Source organism: Sinorhizobium chiapasense (genome assembly GCF_045277575.1).
GTDB lineage: Bacteria > Pseudomonadota > Alphaproteobacteria > Rhizobiales > Rhizobiaceae > Ensifer > Ensifer chiapasense_A.
The window spans coordinates 1921258-1939545 of record NZ_CP144206.1 but is presented as its reverse complement, the minus strand read 5'-3'; the positions used below and the strand labels follow the sequence as shown (position 1 = coordinate 1939545).

The 18288-nt window shown below is 63.9% G+C and carries 13 protein-coding genes and 1 riboswitch; of the genes, 5 read left to right on the top strand and 8 right to left on the bottom strand.

All coding sequences use genetic code 11. The features are described from left to right. Position 1 precedes the first annotated feature (1 nt). The 3 genes from QM996_RS27775 (at position 2) to QM996_RS27765 (ending at position 3071) form a co-directional block, all read left to right on the top strand. Positions 2-1177, top strand: a complete 1176-nt coding sequence (locus tag QM996_RS27775; RefSeq protein ID WP_334197089.1) for a M20 aminoacylase family protein — start codon at positions 2-4, stop codon at positions 1175-1177. A 28-nt stretch (positions 1178-1205) separates the two neighbouring features. Continuing rightward, positions 1206-2456 carry a Zn-dependent hydrolase gene (locus tag QM996_RS27770; protein WP_334197088.1) on the top strand — a complete coding sequence of 417 codons (1251 nt, stop codon included), beginning with the start codon at positions 1206-1208 and terminating at the stop codon, positions 2454-2456. A 384-nt stretch (positions 2457-2840) separates the two neighbouring features. After that, positions 2841-3071: a hypothetical protein gene (locus tag QM996_RS27765; protein WP_500270410.1), complete on the top strand. Its 231-nt coding sequence runs from the start codon at positions 2841-2843 to the stop codon at positions 3069-3071. A 248-nt stretch (positions 3072-3319) separates the two neighbouring features. On the opposite strand, the gene thiC is transcribed toward QM996_RS27765, so the two are convergent. The 3 genes from thiC to QM996_RS27750 all read right to left on the bottom strand — a co-directional run bounded on the left by thiC (position 3320) and on the right by QM996_RS27750 (position 8693). Beyond that, a complete protein-coding gene (thiC, locus tag QM996_RS27760) occupies positions 3320-5140 on the bottom strand; it encodes a phosphomethylpyrimidine synthase ThiC (RefSeq protein ID WP_334197086.1) in 1821 nt (606 codons plus the stop codon). A gap of 90 nt (positions 5141-5230) precedes the next feature. Further along, a riboswitch (TPP riboswitch) is annotated at positions 5231-5359 on the bottom strand. 97 nt (positions 5360-5456) lie between these two features. Beyond that, the gene (locus tag QM996_RS27755) at positions 5457-6821 is read right to left on the bottom strand and encodes a sigma-54-dependent transcriptional regulator (RefSeq protein ID WP_334197085.1); all 1365 of its coding nucleotides are present in this window, start codon (positions 6819-6821) and stop codon (positions 5457-5459) included. Positions 6822-6824: 3 nt separating this feature from the next. Next, a complete protein-coding gene (locus tag QM996_RS27750; RefSeq protein ID WP_500270512.1) occupies positions 6825-8693 on the bottom strand; it encodes a sensor histidine kinase in 1869 nt (622 codons plus the stop codon). Between the two features lie 228 nt (positions 8694-8921). Between QM996_RS27750 and QM996_RS27745 the strand changes: the two genes are divergently transcribed. Beyond that, positions 8922-10247 carry a dicarboxylate/amino acid:cation symporter gene (locus tag QM996_RS27745; protein ID WP_334197084.1) on the top strand — a complete coding sequence of 442 codons (1326 nt, stop codon included), beginning with the start codon at positions 8922-8924 and terminating at the stop codon, positions 10245-10247. A gap of 78 nt (positions 10248-10325) precedes the next feature. Here QM996_RS27745 and QM996_RS27740 read toward each other — a convergent pair whose 3' ends face one another. Continuing rightward, positions 10326-11045: a helix-turn-helix transcriptional regulator gene (locus QM996_RS27740; RefSeq protein ID WP_334197083.1), complete on the bottom strand. Its 720-nt coding sequence runs from the start codon at positions 11043-11045 to the stop codon at positions 10326-10328. A 94-nt stretch (positions 11046-11139) separates the two neighbouring features. Between QM996_RS27740 and QM996_RS27735 the strand changes: the two genes are divergently transcribed. Further along, entirely contained in the window at positions 11140-11751 is a 612-nt protein-coding gene (locus tag QM996_RS27735; RefSeq protein WP_334197082.1) for a glutathione S-transferase family protein, read from the top strand. A gap of 42 nt (positions 11752-11793) precedes the next feature. Here the strand turns inward: QM996_RS27735 and QM996_RS27730 are convergent, their stop codons facing one another. From QM996_RS27730 to QM996_RS27715, 4 genes are all read right to left on the bottom strand, one after another. Further along, a complete protein-coding gene (locus QM996_RS27730) occupies positions 11794-12294 on the bottom strand; it encodes a hypothetical protein (RefSeq protein WP_334197081.1) in 501 nt (166 codons plus the stop codon). Positions 12295-12391: 97 nt separating this feature from the next. Then, on the bottom strand, positions 12392-13315 hold the full coding sequence (locus QM996_RS27725) for a response regulator (protein ID WP_334197080.1): 924 nt from the start codon (positions 13313-13315) through the stop codon (positions 12392-12394). Then, a complete protein-coding gene (locus QM996_RS27720) occupies positions 13308-16691 on the bottom strand; it encodes a hybrid sensor histidine kinase/response regulator (RefSeq protein ID WP_334197079.1) in 3384 nt (1127 codons plus the stop codon). The genes QM996_RS27725 and QM996_RS27720 overlap by 8 nt, the downstream gene beginning before the upstream one ends. Positions 16692-16883: 192 nt before the next feature. Then, positions 16884-18287: a CehA/McbA family metallohydrolase gene (locus QM996_RS27715; RefSeq protein ID WP_334197078.1), complete on the bottom strand. Its 1404-nt coding sequence runs from the start codon at positions 18285-18287 to the stop codon at positions 16884-16886. Position 18288: the final 1 nt, after the last annotated feature.

Genomic DNA, 18288 nt, shown 5'->3' with positions numbered 1-18288 from the left:
CATGGCGGAACTGGATTTTGATCAGCTTGTCGAGGAAATGACGACCTGGCGCCAGGACCTGCACGCGCATCCGGAGTTCGGTTTCGAGGAGCAGCGCACGTCGTCCTTCGTCGCGGCGAAGCTTAGGGAGTTCGGGCTCGACGAGGTGGTGGAAGGCGTCGGTGGCACCGGCGTCGTTGGCCGGCTGAAGCGCGGCAGCGGCAATCGCGCAATCGCGCTTCGTGCCGACATGGACGCACTCCGCATTCCGGAGCAGGGAGAGCTTTCCTATCGCTCGACCCGGCCCGGCACCATGCACGCCTGCGGCCATGACGGCCACACGGCGATGCTGCTGGGCGCTGCCAAGATGCTCGCCGAAGACGGCGGATTCGACGGAAGCGTGTGCTTCGTCTTCCAGCCGGCGGAGGAGTGGGGCAAGGGCGCGCTCGCGATGCTGAACGACGGCCTGATGGAGCGCTTCCCCTTCGACGAGATCTATGGCCTGCACAACATGCCGGGGCTGCCGGTCGGCCGTTTCGAAACCCGCGTGGGCGCGATCATGTCGGCGGAGGACAACTTCGAGATCGCGCTGACCGGGGTTGGCGGACATGCGGCGCGGCCGCATTGGGGCAACGAGACGCTTGTTGCCGCCTGCGCCACCGTCGTCAATCTGCAGACGATCGTCTCGCGCCGCCTGTCGCCGACGGATATCGGCGTCGTTTCGGTGACGGAACTGCTGACAGACGGCACGCGCAATGCCTTGCCCGGCCACGCTCGGATCCTCGGCGATGCCCGCAGCTTCCGGCCGGAGGTCAGCGCGAAGATCGAGGCGGAGATGCGCGTGATCGCCAAGGGCACGGCGGACGCCTATGGCTGCGAGGTCGAGGTCAACTACACACGCGAGTTCGTGTCGCTCATCAACGATCCGGTGCTGACCGGCCACGCCTTTGCCGCGGCGGAATCTGTGTTCGGCCCCGAGAATGTCGCAACGGCCGCCGAGCCGATGACCGGTTCGGAAGATTTCGCGCGCTTTCTCGAGCATGTGCCGGGCTGCTTCGTCTTCATCGGTAACGGTGAGGCGTCGGCGCCGCTGCACAATCCGCGTTATGACTTCAACGACGATGCCCTGATCTTCGGCGCGCGCTACCACGCCGAGATCGTCCGGCAGCGACTGGCGCCGGCCGACACCCGGTCCTGATCAGAAACCGCATGAAAGCAGGACAAAGATGCCATTGCATTCCATCGACGCCGCGCGCCTGACCGGGCGCATCCGCGAGCTTGGCGAAATCGGCCGCGATCCTCAGGGGCAATTGACGCGACTGGCCGGGTCCGACAACGACAGGGCGGGCCGCGACCGCCTCGTCGCCTGGATAAAGGCTGCGGGGCTCGACATCGTGATCGACCGGATCGGCAACATCTTCGGCGTCTGGCGCGACGCGAGCAGTGCTGACGCAGAACCGATCATGCTTGGCTCGCATATCGACACGGTCATCAATGCCGGCATCTATGACGGATGCTACGGCGTGATTGCCGCGCTTGAAGTGATAGAGACGTTGAAGGAGCGGGGCGTGACGCCGGCCCGGCCGATCGTCGTTGCCGCTTTCACGAATGAGGAGGGCGTGCGTTTTGCGCCCGACATGCTCGGCTCGCTGGTATATGGCGGCGGCCTCTCCCTCGATACCGCGCTCGCGACCGTCGGCACGGATGGCGCGGTGCTGGGCGAGGAACTCGCGCGGATCGGCTACGCCGGTACTGCCGAGCCGGGGTTTCTCACGCCCCATGCCTATGTCGAGCTCCATATCGAGCAGGGGCCGGTGCTGGAGCGGGAAGGTTTTGCGATCGGTGCGGTCGAAAACCTGCAGGGCATTTCCTGGCAACGCGTCACCATCGATGGCGTCGCCAACCATGCCGGCACGACGCCGATGGCGATGCGCTGCGACGCCGGTCTTGCCGCCGCCCGCGTTGGCCTGTTCCTGCGCGAGCACATCGCCCGCTCGAACGCGCCGAGCGTGGCCACCATCGGCACCATGCGTTTCGAGCCCGACGCCATCAACGTCATCCCGTCGCGTGCGGTCTTCACCGTCGATCTGCGCGATCCGGACGAGGATCGGCTCAGGGCGTTGGAGACGGTGCTTGCAGATTTCCTTGTCCGCATCGCCGAGGAAGAGGGTGTCGAGATCTCGGTCGAGCGCCTGGCGCGCTTCCAGCCGGTCGCGTTCGACCAGGGCATCGTCGCGGTCATCGAGGCTTCGGCAAAGGCGCGTGGGCTGAAAAGCCGGCGGATGACCTCCGGCGCCGGTCATGATGCCCAGATGATCGCGCGCCTCGCGCCGACGGCGATGATCTTCGTTCCGAGCCGCGATGGCATCAGCCACAATCCGCGCGAGCACACCGACCCGGATGATCTGGTCGCCGGCGCCAATGTGCTGTTTGATGTGGTCGAGCGAATTGCTTGCAGCGGCTGGAAAGGCGGTTAGGAACATACGCGGCGGGAAAGACGATGCTCTGTATCCATGGCTCCGTCGCCACACTCCGGCAGGTCATGATCGGGATAGACATTTCTCGAATGTAAAGCCCAGTTGAGCTGGTTCTCGCGCGTCAGAACTCGTGCCTACACGGACATCCGGAGTCCGGTTTCGAGAAGTAGCGCAGGTCCCCTCCGTTGCGACGAAGTTGACCTGCCTTCAAGGCTCTCATTTCGTGTGAACGGTCTTCTGCCGGGCAGACGATTCAGGCTGGCTCCGTTCGAAGCGCCTTTCCGGTGTGCGGCGGAAAAGGTTGAGGAAACTGCTGCCGCCGTACCATACGTTGCCGCTTGGTCCGTAATCCCGTGAGTCGCGCGAGGATGAGTGGCGCTCGCTATGACTATCGCTGTCGATGACGGCAGCACCTCCGCCGCCTGCGCCGGTACCACCGGGCACGCCGCCTACGCCGCTGCCGTCACCGGTGCCCCAATCGCCGCCACCCCCATCGCCGCCGCCATCGGTGTCGTCCGCATGGGCGGCGGAAATCCAGGAAAAGCCTGCGGCAAGACTCCCGCTGTCGTTGAGGCGCGGCATATCTCCAGCGAGTGCCGCAAAGCCGCCTATTGACAGGGCAGTCAGTCTCAGCAGGCGTGTCCTCACGTCATTCTCCTCGTAAGCGGCGTTTTTTTACGTCGTCTTGCAAGAGTACCGCCGCAGACGGCAGCTTGGCGTGAATGACGGGTTCGAAGGCGACGACTTTTGCGTGAGCCTTACATATCGTTCAACCGATAAGGGGGCAAGCTAGTCGCCCAGGGGCCAGCATCCGCCTTGCTGTCGGAAGGGACTGCGAGGCGTCCCTTCCGACGTGTTGCGCTTTAACTCCCAGCTTCGACTTCGCCGACCGGCATATAGAGGTCGCCGCCTTCGCGATACTTGGCGGCCATCGCCTCCAGCCCTTCCTTCTGCGCTTCCGCACGAATGTCGTGAGAGATCCGCATCGAGCAGAACTTCGGGCCGCACATGGAGCAGAAATGCGCCACCTTGTGCGCTTCCTTCGGCAGCGTCTCGTCGTGGAAGTTGCGGGCTGTCTCCGGGTCGAGCGACAGGTTGAACTGGTCTTCCCAGCGGAACTCGAAGCGGGCGCGTGACAGCGCGTCGTCGCGCACCTGCGCGGCGGGGTGGCCCTTGGCGAGATCGGCGGCGTGGGCGGCGATCTTGTAGGTGATGACGCCCACCTTGACGTCGTTGCGGTCCGGCAGGCCCAGATGCTCCTTCGGCGTGACGTAGCACAGCATGGCGGTGCCGAACCAGCCGATCATCGCGGCGCCGATGCCGGAGGTGATGTGGTCGTAGCCGGGAGCGATATCCGTCGTCAGCGGTCCGAGCGTGTAGAACGGCGCCTCGCCGCAGACGGCGAGCTGCTTGTCCATGTTTTCCTTGATCTTGTGCATCGGCACGTGACCGGGGCCTTCGATCATCACCTGACAATCCTTGGCCCAGGCGATCTTCGTGAGCTCGCCGAGCGTCTCCAGTTCGGCGAATTGCGCCGCGTCGTTGGCATCAGCGATCGAGCCGGGGCGCAAGCCATCACCGAGCGAGAAGGAGACGTCATAGGCGCGGCAGATATCGCAGATCTCCTCGAAATGCTCGTAGAGGAAGCTTTCCTTGTGATGATGCAGACACCACTTGGCCATGATCGAGCCACCGCGCGAGACGATCCCAGTGACGCGGTCGACGGTGAGCGGGATGTAATGCAGCCGCACGCCGGCATGGATGGTGAAATAGTCGACGCCCTGTTCGGCCTGCTCGATCAGCGTGTCGCGATAGACTTCCCATGTGAGGTCCTCGGCAATGCCGTTGACCTTTTCCAGCGCCTGGTAGAGTGGCACGGTGCCGATCGGAACCGGCGAGTTGCGGATGATCCATTCGCGGATGTTGTGGATGTTGCGGCCGGTCGAAAGGTCCATGACCGTGTCGGCGCCCCAGCGGGTCGCCCAGACCATCTTTTCGACCTCTTCAGCCATCGACGAGGTGACGGCGGAGTTGCCGATATTGGCATTGATCTTCACCAGGAAGTTCCGGCCGATGATCATCGGCTCGGATTCCGGATGGTTGATGTTGGCGGGCAGGATCGCCCGGCCGCTGGCGATTTCCTGGCGCACGAATTCCGGCGTGACATGATCGGGGATATGGGCTCCGAAGCTCTCGCCATCGCGAGCTTTCGCGCGCGCCGCATCGCGGCCGAGGTTTTCGCGGATCGCCACGAACTCCATTTCCGGCGTGATGATGCCGGCGCGGGCATAGGCAAGCTGGGTTACCGCCTTGCCGGCCACTGCCTTCAGCGGTGCGTGCTGGAACGGGAAGGTCGGCGTCAGCCGGTCGCCGCTGGCAAAACCGTTGTCCTCCGGCCGGACGGTGCGCCCCTCGTAGGTTTCCACATCGCCGCGGGCGACGATCCAGTTGCGGCGCAGCCGCGGCAACCCCTCCTCGATGCGGATTTCGGCATCGTCGGCGGTATAGGCGCCTGAGGAATCATAGACCGTGACCGGCGGTTCGCCCGAGGTCGGGTGCAGCGCGATCTCACGCATCGGCACGCGAATCTCCGGATGCAGGATGCCGGCCTTGTGGACTTTTCGGGATGCCGGAAGCGGACCTTGGGTGACCGAGAGGGCTGCGGGCTTTGTGGCAATATTCATGACGAGGCTCCAAGTTTGCGATTGGAGACCCAGTTCTGATGCCGGAAGGATGAAAGACGCGCCGCCAGGTGCTGAACGCACGGAATCCTGGCTTCGATATCTGCACCGTCCCTACGCCAGTATGAACTGGATCAGGTTCAACGGGTCACTGCGCCACAGCCGGCGAGCCGGCCATCCAGCAGAATCTCAGCCCCTTGCGGGACCCCCCTGGTGAATGCCTAGAAGATAGCCATCGAACGGCACGGGTCGTCAAGCGCGAATTCGCCCGTTGCTCAAGATGCATGTTAAACGTGTATTTCCGGATTTGGACTCGACGCTAGTGGCCAGGTTTTTCCGGAGCGCCGCGCTCCGCATAGTCGGCGCGGTTGATGCCGTGGCGCTGGAGCTTGTCGTAAAAGGTCTTGCGCGGAATCCCGAGCGCTTCGATGGTCGCCTTGACGTCGCCGCGCTGGGCTCGCAGCGCCTCCTTCAGGATCTCCGCCTCGTAGCGTTCGAGCCGCTCCGGCAGCGCGAAACCGGACTGTTCGGTCGAGGCAACGGGCTGCCCTGACGAGCCTTCGACGCCGAGCGCGACGCGTTCGGCGAAATGCGAAAGTTCGCGCACATTGCCAGGCCAGTTGTGCGTCATCAGGTGCTGCTGCACGGTCGGTGAGATGACGGGCATGTCACGCTTGAAGCGCTCGACTGCCCGGGTCAGGAAGTGCGAGAAGAGCAGCGGGATGTCGTCACGGCGTTCGCGCAGCGGCGGGATCGACAACGTCACGACGTTCAATCGAAAGTAGAGATCTTCACGAAAGTCACCGCGCTGCGCCGGGTCACCGAGATCGATTTTTGCGGCGGCGATGACGCGGATATCGACGGGACGGACCTGATTGGTGCCGAGCGGCGTGATCTCGCGGGCTTCAAGAACACGCAGCATCTTGACCTGGGTTGCTGGCGGCATCGCCTCGATCTCGTCGAGGAACAGCGTGCCGCCGCTGGCGTGTTCGATGCGACCGACGCGCTTCTTCAAGGCGCCAGTGAAGGCGCCCGGCTCGTGGCCGAAGAGTTCGCTTTCGATCACCGTTTCCGGCAGCGCGCCGCAGTTCAGCGCGACGAAGTTGCCGTTGCGGCGCCGGCTCCAATTGTGGAGTAGGGTGGCAACCACTTCCTTGCCGCTGCCGGTTTCGCCGGCGACGAGCACGTCGACATCCGTGTCGGCGATGTGCCGGATCGTCTGCCGCAGCCGCTCCATGACCGGTGTCTGGCCGATCAGCGGCAGGCTGTCGCCGGCCGTCTCCGCCGCCCGTTTCAACGCGCGGTTCTCCATGACGAGCCGGCGCTTTTCGGTTGCGCGCCGCACGCTCTGCACCAGCCGATCGGCGGCAAAGGGCTTGGGAATGAAGTCATAGACGCCATCCTGCAATGCCTGCACCGCCATCGGGATATCGCCGTGGCCGGTCACCAGGATCACCGGCAGGTCGGCATCGAAGGCGGCGATGCGGCGATAGAGCGCCAGGCCATCGATCCCCGGCATGCGGATATCGCTGACGACGATGCCGTCGAAATTGGCGTCGAGCGTCTCCAGCGCTTCGGCGGCACTTGCAAGCGAGGTGACGGCAAGGCCGGCAAGCTCCAGTGTCTGCTTCATCGCCTTGCGCAGATCGTTATCGTCGTCGATGAGGTAAACGGACGGCTGCATCGCTCAGGCCCTTTTCAGGCGGACCGTGAAGACGGTGCCCCTGTCGCTGGTTTCGACTGATATCTCGCCGCCATAGTCGGCGACGATCTCCTTGGAGATGGCAAGACCGAGGCCGAGTCCTTCGTCCTTGGAGGTGTTGAATGGCGTGAACAGATCTTCGCGGATATGCTGCGGGATACCCGGGCCGTTGTCGGCAACGACAAGCGAAACGGTGCCGGAGGGGCCGTCCTCGCAACGCACGCGGATTTCGGCATCGGCGCGCTCGCCCAGCGCTTCCAAGGCATTTTGCAGCAGGTTGATCAGCACCTGTTCGAGACGGATACGACTGCCGAACACGCTGAGGCCGTTTTCCGGCAGGTCGACGACGATCGCATCCATGCGGCCGGCAAAGCGACTGCGAAGGAGCATCAGCGCGCCTTCGACCACCTCGCGCATCGGTGTCGGCTCGGCCACGAAGCGGCCCTTGCGGGCGAAGCTGCGGAGTTCGTCGGTGATGGTGCCGACCCTTTCAGTGAGTTCTGCGATGCTGGCGAGGTTCTCCACTGCCGTTTCCTGCTGGCCGCGGTCGAGGAAGGTGCGGGCGTTGTCGGCATAGGCGCGGATGGTGGCAACCGGCTGGTTGATCTCGTGGGCGACGCCGGCGGCCACCTGGCCTAGGATCGCCAGCCGGTTCGCCTGGACCAGCTCCTGCTGAACCGCCTGGAGTTTCTCGCCGGTGCGCCTGTGGTCGGCGATCTCCGTTTCCAGATGATCGCGGGCAAGGCTCAAGTCATGGGTACGCTCCGCCACGCGGCGCTCCAGTTCGTCACGGGCGGCACGCTCCCTCGCTGCCGCCAGCGTCAGCGCCTGGCGGCGACGCAGGAGGAAGGCGACAAGCGCCAGCAGCGGCACGATCACGGCCAACGCGATCAGCCGGGCCTCCCGGGTTGCTGCGGCCAGGGCGCCGTCCAGCGGGGCGAGCTGTTCGAGGCGCCAGTTAGTGGTCGGGACCATGGTTTCGACCCGCAGGAACCATCGCTCCCTATCGCCCGGCAGCAGCGCGCGCAACTCGCTGGAACCGTTACTGGTGGGCTCGATATCGCGAAACGGCAGCGGCAGCAGGGAAGCGTCACCAAATTGCAGGCTGTCGCGGATCGCGGCGACGCGATCGCGCGGAATGGTTCTGGTCGTCATGAAGCGCCAGGATGGAAAGTTGGTGATCAGCACGATGCCGCGCCGGTCGGTGACATAGACGGGTTTGCCGGAGGCAAGCCACTCCGTCTCGACGTCGTCGAATTCGAGCTTGGCGACGACGACGCCGATCGGGCCGTCAGGGCCCTGCACCCGACGCGAGATGTAAAGGCCCGGCCGCTTGCTGACGGTGCCCATGGCGAAGTGCTCCGCCTTGCCGTCGCGCATCGCCATGCGGAAATATTCGCGGAAGGCGTAGTCGTTGCCGACGAAGCTCGTCGGCTCGTGCCAGTTACTGGCGGCGACTGCAACGCCGTCAGTGCCGATCACATAGATGACGGCCGCGTCCGTATTGGAGGCGAGCGCTTGCAGCTTTTCGTTCAGTCGCTGCAGCGCCCGGCCGTCACCTGTTGAAAGTGCCGCCTTCACCTCGACATCGTCGGCCAGCACCAGCGGCGTCGAGCGTTGGCGCTCGAGCACGGCGCGCAGCAGCGAAGCCTTCAGATTGGCGTCGATCCGGCTTTGGGCATCGACCGTCTCGAGCGCCTGGCTGCGACGATATTCGCCGGCGAACAGAAGCCCGGCAACGATGAGCGCCAAAGCGAGGCCGGCAAACGCCAGCCAGATGCGGCGCATGGACCGGTCGAGATCTGCCAGGTTCAGGGGGGCGGATGGGGCATTGAACATCGCCCGATTGTGCATCTTTTCGCTCAAGCTTCCAGGCGTCTTGTGCGGAATTCCGCTCAACTCTTCGTGCGCGTCGACCCGCATGCACAAAAGGTCCTCATCGATTCAATAGTTTGGCTCTGACCGCAGAGAACTGGCACGCCTGTTGCAAATGGCATCCTCATGACAGCCCGAGCTGTCGCGCATCGGAAATTGACCCGGGAGGCCCGGCATGACGCCGGACTGGGTCCAGTGGAGGATCTCATGATTATCGACCAATCCGCGGAACCGCGCGGCAAGACACCTTTCTATCGGCATCTCTACGTCCAGGTCCTGGCGGCGATCGCGGCCGGCATTCTGCTCGGCCATTTCTATCCGTCGCTCGGCACCGAGCTGAAGCCGCTCGGCGACGCCTTCATTCGCCTCGTCAAGATGATCATCGCGCCGGTCATCTTCCTGACGGTTGCGACCGGCATTGCCGGCATGACCGATCTCGCCAAGGTCGGTCGCGTCGCCGGCAAGGCAATGATCTACTTCCTGACCTTCTCGACGCTGGCGCTGGTCATCGGCCTGATCGTCGCCAATGTCGTCCAGCCCGGCTCCGGCATGCACATCGATCCCGCCTCGCTCGACGTCAAGGCCGTGACGACCTATGCCGAGAAGGCGCATGAGCAGACGATCACCGGCTTCCTGACAAACATCATCCCGACGACGCTGGTCGGTGCTTTTGCCGAAGGCGACATCCTGCAGGTGCTGTTTGTCTCCGTTCTCTTCGGTCTCGCGCTGGCGATGGTCGGCAAGAAGGCCGAGCCGGTCGTCGACTTCCTGCACGCGCTGACGCTGCCGGTCTTCAAGCTCGTCGGCATCCTGATGAAAGCCGCCCCGATCGGCGCCTTTGGCGCCATGGCGTTTACCATCGGCAAATACGGCGTCGGCTCGATCGCTAACCTGGCGATGCTGATCGGCACGTTCTATCTCACGTCCTTCCTCTTCGTGTTCCTGGTTCTCGGCGCCGTCGCCCGCTACAACGGTTTCTCGATCATCGCGCTCATCCGCTACATCAAGGAAGAACTGCTGCTGGTGCTCGGTACCTCCTCGTCGGAGGCTGCACTGCCGGGGCTGATGAGCAAGATGGAAAAGGCTGGCTGCAAGCGCTCGGTCGTCGGTCTCGTCATCCCGACCGGCTACTCGTTCAACCTCGACGGCACCAACATCTACATGACGCTGGCGGCGCTCTTCATCGCCCAGGCGATGGATATCCCGCTGTCGCTCGGCGACCAGGTGCTGCTGCTGCTCGTCGCCATGCTGAGCTCCAAGGGTGCCGCCGGCATCACCGGCGCCGGCTTCATCACGCTGGCCGCAACACTCTCGGTCGTGCCGGCCGTTCCGGTCGCCGGCATGGCGCTGATCCTCGGCATCGACCGCTTCATGTCGGAATGCCGTGCACTCACCAATTTCGTCGGCAATGCGGTCGCCACGATCGTCGTCGCGAAGTGGGAAGGTGAGCTGGACGAAGCGCAGATGGCCGCGACGCTCGGCGGCCGCGCGCCTGTCGCCGTTCCGCAGCCGGCGCTTCAGCCGGCCGAATAAGGTTGCCGCCCAAGGCATGACTGCAAAGTGCAGTCCGAACGCGGCTCGTGGCAACACGGGCCGCGTCGTCGTTTGGACCTATTGGCCGGCCAGTTTCATTTTCGGCCGGTCAGGTGCGCCACCGTTCAAGTAGGCGATGAACTCTCTGAGCATCGGCACCCGGCGCGGACGGAAACTCTCGTCCGTCATCCTGATATCGGCGATGCGGTCGATGCGGAACTTGCGGAAATCCTGGCGCAGGCAGCACCAGGCGAGCAGCACCAGCATCCGCTCCAGATAGACGATCGCGAGCGGCAGCACCTGCCTGTCCGTTCGCTGCTGGTCTGCATCCACATAACCGATGACAACGGCCCGTTCCTGCCAGCAGGCCTCGCGCAAAAGGCCGACATCAGCCACCGGCGGATCCCTGCGCTCGAAGCGGTAGACCTGCGACGCGGCATGTAGCGCCTGGCGCTGCAGCCGGTCGGGCAACGTCGCCGTTATCTTGGAAAGCACCGCGCCTGCTGCCGCCGCAAGGTCTGGCTCGCCCATGTGCTGCACCTCAGCGAGGCCGAGCACCAGCGCCTCGATTTCGAGCCGTGTGAAAGTTTGCGGCGGCAAGGCGATGTCCTCCGTCAACCGATAGCCGAAGCCGCGTTCGCCGTCGATCACGGCGCCGGCGGCCCGCAGGCTGTCGATGTCCCGGTAGAGCGAGCGCATCGACACCCCGGTCTCTTCGGCAAGGCGAGCGGCCGTCACCGGAGAGGGCAATGTGCGAAGCGCCTGGAGCAGGCGGAACAGACGATCACTACGGGCCATGGCTCTGGAAGATAGATGAAGCCTGCTGACGAAAACTGGCAGTTGGGCGACTGTATAAGACCCGCATCCGCAAACGCAACCAAGGAACCTCATCATGCTGACACTCTTTCACGCCCCGCGCTCGCGCTCGTCGCGCATCATCACGCTGCTTCGCGAACTCGATGCCATCGACAAGGTGGAGATCGAGATCGTCGACATCACCCGCGGAGACGGCAGTGGTCGGAAGGACCCGAAGAACCCGCATCCGGAGGGCAAGGTGCCGCTGCTTGTGCATGATGGCGTCGTGCTTTGGGAAAGCATTGCGATCATCCAGTATCTGACTGATCTTTTCCCGGAAAAGAAGCTGGCGCCGCTTGCAGGCGACCGGGAACGCGGCCGGTATCTGAGCTGGCTTGCCTGGTATGCGGGCGTGGTCGAGCCCGTCCTGATCATGCAGGCAGCGGGGCTTTCCCATCCCTATCTGGATTTCACCTTCCGCGGTCCGAAGCAGATGGCCGAGCGCCTTGATAGCGCGCTGAAGGATAGCCCTTATCTGATGGGCGACCACTACACGGCCGTAGACCTGCTGCTGCATTCGCCCTTTGCCTGGTATCCTGCAGCGACACCGGACAGCAATGCCGTCAAGGCATGGGTTGAGCGTTGTGGCGCGCGTCCATCGCTGCAATGGACCGCCGACTACGATACCCGCACCGCGGCCGCGGCCTGACTGCGCTCAATGGCCGCTCGCGGAGAGGGCGGCATTCCTCCGCTATTGTCGTTTGAGATTTATCTCGCTCGTCACCACGTGCTTGCCCGACGCAGGATCGACGTCAATCGTCGTCAACTGCATTCCGTTGGCGCCGACCTTGCGTACGGTCAGATCGGCGCGGCGGTCGCCGTTGACGTCCTTGGCCCAGCGGATGGTGAGGTTGATCGCGTCGCCGCGGCGATGGCCATTGAGCCCGGCGCGCCCGCCGCGGGGGCCGAGATAGGAGCCGCTATAGGTCGAACCCGTGTAGCGCAGCTTTGCGTCGATGGAGCGCGAGATCAGCAGCATCCCGCGGCAGACCCCGGCCATCGACAGCGCGAGACCGGTTGCCTCGGAGTTGAAGCTGCAGGAAACGTTGATTGGGGACATGTTGGTCCGGATACGAACGACGCCGACGCCCGCCCAGCTACCACCCAACGACTTCAGGAATGCACCCTCGTCCGCGCGCCCAACGCCAGGGGCGAGCGCGGCCATGACGACAAGCAACAACCAACGGGGCATGGATGCAACCCTCCGTTCAGCGGTGTCGATAGTACAATAGTCGGCGTCTGGATCACTAGCCGAACCTGTCAGCGTGGCGGATGTTCCGTTCCTTGTCTCAGATCCCGTGCAGAACCTGTGTGGCCTTGACGGCGGCCGACGCCCGGTTCTCGACGCCGAGCTTCACATAGATCTGTTCCAGATGCTTGGTCACCGTACGCGCGCTCAGGCCCAGGATCTCGCCGATGTCGCGGTTCGCCTTGCCCTTGGCGATCCAGAGCAGCACCTCGGATTCCCGTTGCGTCAGCGCGAAATGTTGGCGCAGCATTTCATCGTCGGTCAGCCGGTTCTCGGCCGTCAGGCGAAAGAGATATTCGTTCGGACCGATGCCGCCGAGATAGGATATCTGCAGACCCGATTGGCCCGGCTGGTCGAGCGTGAAGTTATCCTCGTGCGATGACGTTCCTCGGCCGCGGTTTTCCATCCACTGCGCGATGCGTTTCGTGACCGTACCCAATCCATCGTCGCGGCCGGTTGCGGCATTGACGAGGCGGGTCGCCTGGGGCGTCGACCAGCAGATACCGCCATCGGCGCGAACCGCCAGGAGGTGGCGCCCTGCGGCATCGAGCGCGACGCGCGCGCTCTGGGCAGAGCGCGCATTGGACAGATGAACGCGGATGCGCGCCCTGAGTTCGTCGATGTTGATCGGCTTGGTTAGATAGTCGACGCCGCCAGCCTCAAGGGCGCGAACAACATGCTCGGTCTCCGTCAATCCGGTCATGAACAGTACCGGTGTCTGGCCGACGGCGGCATTGGCCTTGAGGCGTCGGCAGGTCTCGAAGCCGTCCATGCCGGGCATGACGGCGTCCAGCAGAATGACGTCGGGGGTTATGCGCTCCGCGATCGAAAGCGCGGCGTTGCCTGACGTGGCGATCAGCGCGGAAAAGCCCGATTGCTCCAGGGCCTCGGTAAGGAAACCGAGGGCTTCCGGTGAATCGTCGACGAGCAGAACGATGTCCCGGCGGTCGTAGGTCTCAGCCACGAGCGTCGCCTCCTTCTTGGGTGCTGTTCTTGAGGAAGGCGTCGTAGCCCGAGAGATCGAAGGCCTGCACATAGGAACGGGCTTCTTCGACGAAGGATTGATGTTCTGGCTCCATCGCGATCTCCGTCAGTTTGGCCTCGATCCCTCTGATGTAGCCGATCTCGCCGAGGCGGATCAGTTCCTGAACGTGGTGGAAGTGCGGGCGCGTCATCGGCCGGGCAATTGGGGCGGCATGCAGTTTTTCTTCGCCTTCGTGGATCCAGGTCAGGCCGAGATGGACCGCAAGCTTGTCGACGAGTTGCCCGACGACGAAGGGCTTGGCGAGCGTGTCATCGTGGCCGGTGAAAGAACCGGTCGTCGAGCCGTCGCCGATGTTGGCCGACAGCATGATGATCGGCGCCGTTTGTCCAATTTCGCGCAGCCGCCCGGCGAGTTCCCAGCCGTTCATGCCTGGCATCGAAATGTCGATCAGGAAGAGGTCCGGGCTGACGTCTTCAAGGAGAGAGAGGCAGTCGCCCCCGGATGGAACGGCGAAGACCGTGAAATCCATGGGCAGGAGGATTTCACGCATCAGGGCGCGATGATCGGCATTATCGTCGACGACGACGATCGTGCGCCGCGGGCCGAGATAGGAGGTGATGCGGCGGACGGGGGCTGCAAGCGCTGGGCGGTCGACCGCCGAAAGCATCAGCCGGACGCGGAAGCTGGTGCCTTCGCCGAGCTTACTGGTCACGGCGATTTCGCCGCCGAGCGTCTGCGTCAGAAGCCTGGTGATCGTCAGGCCCAGGCCGAGGCCCGGCATGTTGCCTTGATGCTCGGCCTCGCCGCGCTGGAAGGGGTCGAAAATGCGCGGCAGGTCCTTGTCCGCAATGCCGCGGCCGCTGTCGGCAATCGTGAAGGTCGCAACCTGGCTTCGATAGGCGACGTCCAGGCGGATGCCGCCGCGCTCGGTGAACTTCAGCGCGTTGGAGAGAAGGTTGACGAGGATTTGGCGCAGACGCTTCTCGTCGGTCTTCACGTAGCGCGGTAGGCTCGCGGCGCGCTCGTGCTCGAAGGTGATGCCCTTGGCCTGCGCCTGCGGTCGGAACATCTCGACGATCTGGTCGAGGAAGTCGTGAATGTTGATCTCGTTGGAATAGACCTGCAGCTTGCCGGCCTCGATCTTGGAGATGTCCAGCAGCCCGTCGATCAGGCCGGAGAGATGATCGGCGCTGCGCTTGATCACCTTGATCGCGCCCTGTCGGGCCGGCGGAATGGTCTCGTCGCGCTCCAGCACCTGGGCATAGCCGAGCACGGCGTTGAGCGGCGTCCTGAGTTCGTGGCTGAGGCCGACGACGTAGCGGCTCTTGGCACGATTGGCCGCCTCCGCCGTTTCCTTCGCCTGCTGCAGGGCCGCGTCCGTCTTCTTGTGAGCGGCGATTTCTTTCAGAAGGAGGGTGTTCTGGCGCGAGGATTCTTCTTCCGCGACGACGCGGCTGTCATGGGCGAGCACATAGAACCAGGAGACAATGCCGGCGAGCACGGCAAAGACGAAGAAGACGACGGCGATGGTGCGTTCGACGACGGCTGCGGTCTCCGGAGACGCGCCGGCGGTCTGGTGCGCGATCATCGCCAGGATCAAGCCGATGCCGGCAATCGAGAGGATCGCGCAGATCGCGTAGCGGCCGAGGCGTGTTGCCAGCTTTTCCGTGACGGTGCGTGGAAGCAGGGTGTTGGCGACGGCTGCGACCTGGGCGTTGAAGCGCGCCTTCGGCTTGCACATGTCATGGCAACGGCTGTCGAGCGAACAGCAAAGCGAACAGATCGGCGCAGCATAGGCCGGGCACCAGGCCATGTCCTCCGGCTCGAACGGATGCTCGCAGATCGAGCAGGCGATTTCGCTCTGGTTTGCCCAGCTTCTGCGCGGCTTGCGGGCGAGGTAGAATTTGCCGTCTGTCAGCCAGGCAATCAGCGGAGAGGCGATGAAGGCGACGACGAGCGCGATATAGGGCGCAAGCGAAGCGGCGATCTCGCCGAAGGCGCCGAAATGTGCCGTCAGGGCGACCGTCGCCGAGATCGCCATGGCGCCAAGCCCCACCGGATTGATGTCGTAGAGATGGGCGCGCTTGAACTCGATGCCCGGCGGTGAAAGGCCGAGCGGCTTGTTGACGAAGAGATCGGCCGAAATCGTGCAAAGCCAGGCCATGGCGATGATCGAGAAGACGCCGAGCGTTTCTTCGAGCAGCCGGTAGATGCCGAGTTCCATCAGGAGAAGCGCGATGGCGACATTGAAGACCAGCCAGACGACGCGGCCCGGGTGACTGTGGGTCAGGCGCGAAAAGAAGTTCGACCAGGCAAGCGAGCCGGCATAGGCGTTCATGACGTTGATCTTCAGCTGCGACACGACGACGAAGGCGACCATCAAGAGCAGCGCAGCCGTTTCGGACGGGATCATGTAGCCGAAGGCGGTGTAATACATCTGCGCCGGATCAGCGGCTCTGGTCGAGGGCACGCCGCTCGAAAGCGCCAGCACGACGAGGAACGACCCGGCAAGCAGCTTCGGCGCGCCGACGATCACCCAGCCGGAGCCGGCGAGGAAGACGGCGATGCGATGATGCAGCTTGCGCTGCCCGTCCGGCGGCAGGAAGCGCAGGAAGTCGACCTGCTCGCCGATCTGCGCCATCAGCGCGAAGATCACGGCCGACGCTGCACCGAATTCGACGAGACCGAAGGGCGCAAGCGTGCCGGGAGGGCCCGAGGCGTGATGAATGCCGGAATAGGCAAGCCAGGCGCCGACCTTCTCCCAATCGGCGAACGCGATGAAGACGAAGGGCAGGATGTTGAGCACGATCCAGAAGGGCTGGGTCAAAAGCTGGAACTTGCTGATCAGCCGCACACCGTGGGTGACGAGCGGGATGACGACGGCAGCGCTGACGATGTAGCCGACCCACAAGGGGATGCCGAGCGCCAGTTCGAGCGCCCCCGACATGATCGACGCCTCGATCGCGAAGAGGATGAAGGTGAAGCTCGCATAGATCAGCGAGGTCAGCGTCGAGCCGATATAGCCGAAGCTGGCGCCGCGGGTGAGCAGATCAATGTCGACCCCGTGGCGGATGGCGTAGCGGCTGATCGGCAGTCCTACGGTCAGGATCATCAGGCTTGCGACCAGGATCGCGACGATCGCATTGGTGGTGCCATAGGACATGGTGATGGCGCCGCCGATGGCTTCCAGTGCCAGGAAGGAGATGGCGCCGATGGCGGTCTGTGAGATGCGCTCGGAGGAAAAGCGCCGCGCGCTCTTGGCGGTGAAGCGCAACGCATAGTCTTCAAGCGTCTGGTTGGCGACCCAACGATTGTATTCCCGCCTTATGGGAATGATGCGCTGGCGTGCCGCCATGGGGTTCCTAACGTGCCGTCGAGGGAGCTTCTGCACTTTTTCTTAGCACGGAAGTTTTCTGCTTAAAATTGCTGCAACGGAGAAATGTGACGGTCCGCACGGAAAAACCGGACCCTCCGGTTTCGGGCTGTCGAAGTGCCGAACCGGATGGCTGCTCAGAACGGCCCGGAAGTTCTTGAATGCAGTGTGCCGTTAGCTGGGCCGGCAATAAATCGGGTTGCTGATGGCGCGGCGGATCGTACGGTTCGCGAGATCGTCCTCGCAAAGCTGCCAGGGTAGGCCCTTGCCGCGAAGGGCCTCCCGGAATGTCTCGACGATCCCGCCGCGGCTCGCGGCCGCTACGATCTCGGTGCGCAGGAAGCGATCGGGCGCGCCGACATACTGGCCGGTCCAGTCGTCGGCTTCGATCACCTGGTCACCGATGATGCCCGAGGCATCGAACCACATCAGCTTGTCGCCTTTGGCGCCGCGAACCTGCGCATCCGCTGCCACGGGGCCGGCGACGCTCGATCCCATCGGCTCACCATTGGCAGTGAGTTCCAGATGCGGTCCCGTTGGGCTCTCCGTGACATAGCCGCGGCCGGATTTCATGGCGCCGAGCACAGCCTCTTCGGATAGTTCCTCCAGATGAAGCACGGTCGTCGGACGGGCGAGGACCAGCGGGCCTTCCGGCATCAGGCGGGCCGGCTGGTGAAAGTCGCTGCCGCCGATGGCGGAGATCTTCAGGCCGGAGGCGAGGCGCTGCTGGTAGCGCTCCAAGGACACCCAGTTCCAGGCAAGCCAGTGGGATTGCCAGACCTCCATGCAATCGATCTTCGGCAACTCGTAGTCCCAGGGGATCGTCGGCTTGTCGTGGTTGATCGAAAGCAGTCCGCCGCGCTCATGCACCAGGCGCGCGAGCGTGTGGGCGTGCTCGGGTCTCGTCATGCGGAAATCGATCCAGTCGTCGACACCAAAGACATTGGCGTGGCCGATGGCGGTGGTGACTTCCATGGCACGCACGAAGACGAGGTCTGGAGAAGAGTGCGGATGAAAATAGCGTCGCTGGGTGATCGTGTTGTGGTCGGCAACCGCGAGGAAGTCGAGCCCTGCCTGGCGCGCGGCCGCGTGCAACAGTTCCGGCGAGCCTGCCGCATCCGAATGGAAGGTGTGGCAGTGCAGGTCGCCGCGATACCAGCCGGGTCCCTTGCGTATCGGGAACTGTCGCACCGACTGCGGTGCGATCGCGCGCGGGCTGCTGTCATAGTCGATGGTCACCAGTGCCTCGACGCCGTCGTCAGGGATCTTATAGAGACCCAGCATGACTTTCCATCGTCCGGGTGGTATCGCGCCATGGATATAGCCGGGCGTGGCGTCGTCGGTGGCGACGAAGAAGCGGTCGCGTGCGCCGCCGCTCCAGCCGCGAAAGCCCCGCTCCGTCGGATAGTCCGTGGCACGCGGATCAAGCACGCCGAGATCGACGACGCACCCCTCAGACTTCGGATAGCTGAGCGTCACGTCGATCCGTGTCACGCCGTCCGGCACATCGAAGGGCACGTAGAAATAGGGATCGGCGGCCTGGTGCTCGCGGGTGATCCGCACGGCGAATTCCTGCATG

Coding starts and splice junctions, on each gene's coding strand:
- QM996_RS27755 (WP_334197085.1), bottom strand. CDS start 6,821: ATGCAGCCGTCCGTTTACCTCATCGACGACGATAACGATCTGCGCAAG.
- QM996_RS27715 (WP_334197078.1), bottom strand. CDS start 18,287: ATGCAGGAATTCGCCGTGCGGATCACCCGCGAGCACCAGGCCGCCGAT.
- QM996_RS27745 (WP_334197084.1), top strand. CDS start 8,922: ATGATTATCGACCAATCCGCGGAACCGCGCGGCAAGACACCTTTCTAT.
- QM996_RS27750 (WP_500270512.1), bottom strand. CDS start 8,693: ATGCACAATCGGGCGATGTTCAATGCCCCATCCGCCCCCCTGAACCTG.
- QM996_RS27730 (WP_334197081.1), bottom strand. CDS start 12,294: ATGCCCCGTTGGTTGTTGCTTGTCGTCATGGCCGCGCTCGCCCCTGGC.
- QM996_RS27720 (WP_334197079.1), bottom strand. CDS start 16,691: ATGGCGGCACGCCAGCGCATCATTCCCATAAGGCGGGAATACAATCGT.
- QM996_RS27775 (WP_334197089.1), top strand. CDS start 2: ATGGCGGAACTGGATTTTGATCAGCTTGTCGAGGAAATGACGACCTGG.
- QM996_RS27740 (WP_334197083.1), bottom strand. CDS start 11,045: ATGGCCCGTAGTGATCGTCTGTTCCGCCTGCTCCAGGCGCTTCGCACA.
- QM996_RS27770 (WP_334197088.1), top strand. CDS start 1,206: ATGCCATTGCATTCCATCGACGCCGCGCGCCTGACCGGGCGCATCCGC.
- thiC (WP_334197086.1), bottom strand. CDS start 5,140: ATGAATATTGCCACAAAGCCCGCAGCCCTCTCGGTCACCCAAGGTCCG.
- QM996_RS27735 (WP_334197082.1), top strand. CDS start 11,140: ATGCTGACACTCTTTCACGCCCCGCGCTCGCGCTCGTCGCGCATCATC.
- QM996_RS27765 (WP_500270410.1), top strand. CDS start 2,841: ATGACTATCGCTGTCGATGACGGCAGCACCTCCGCCGCCTGCGCCGGT.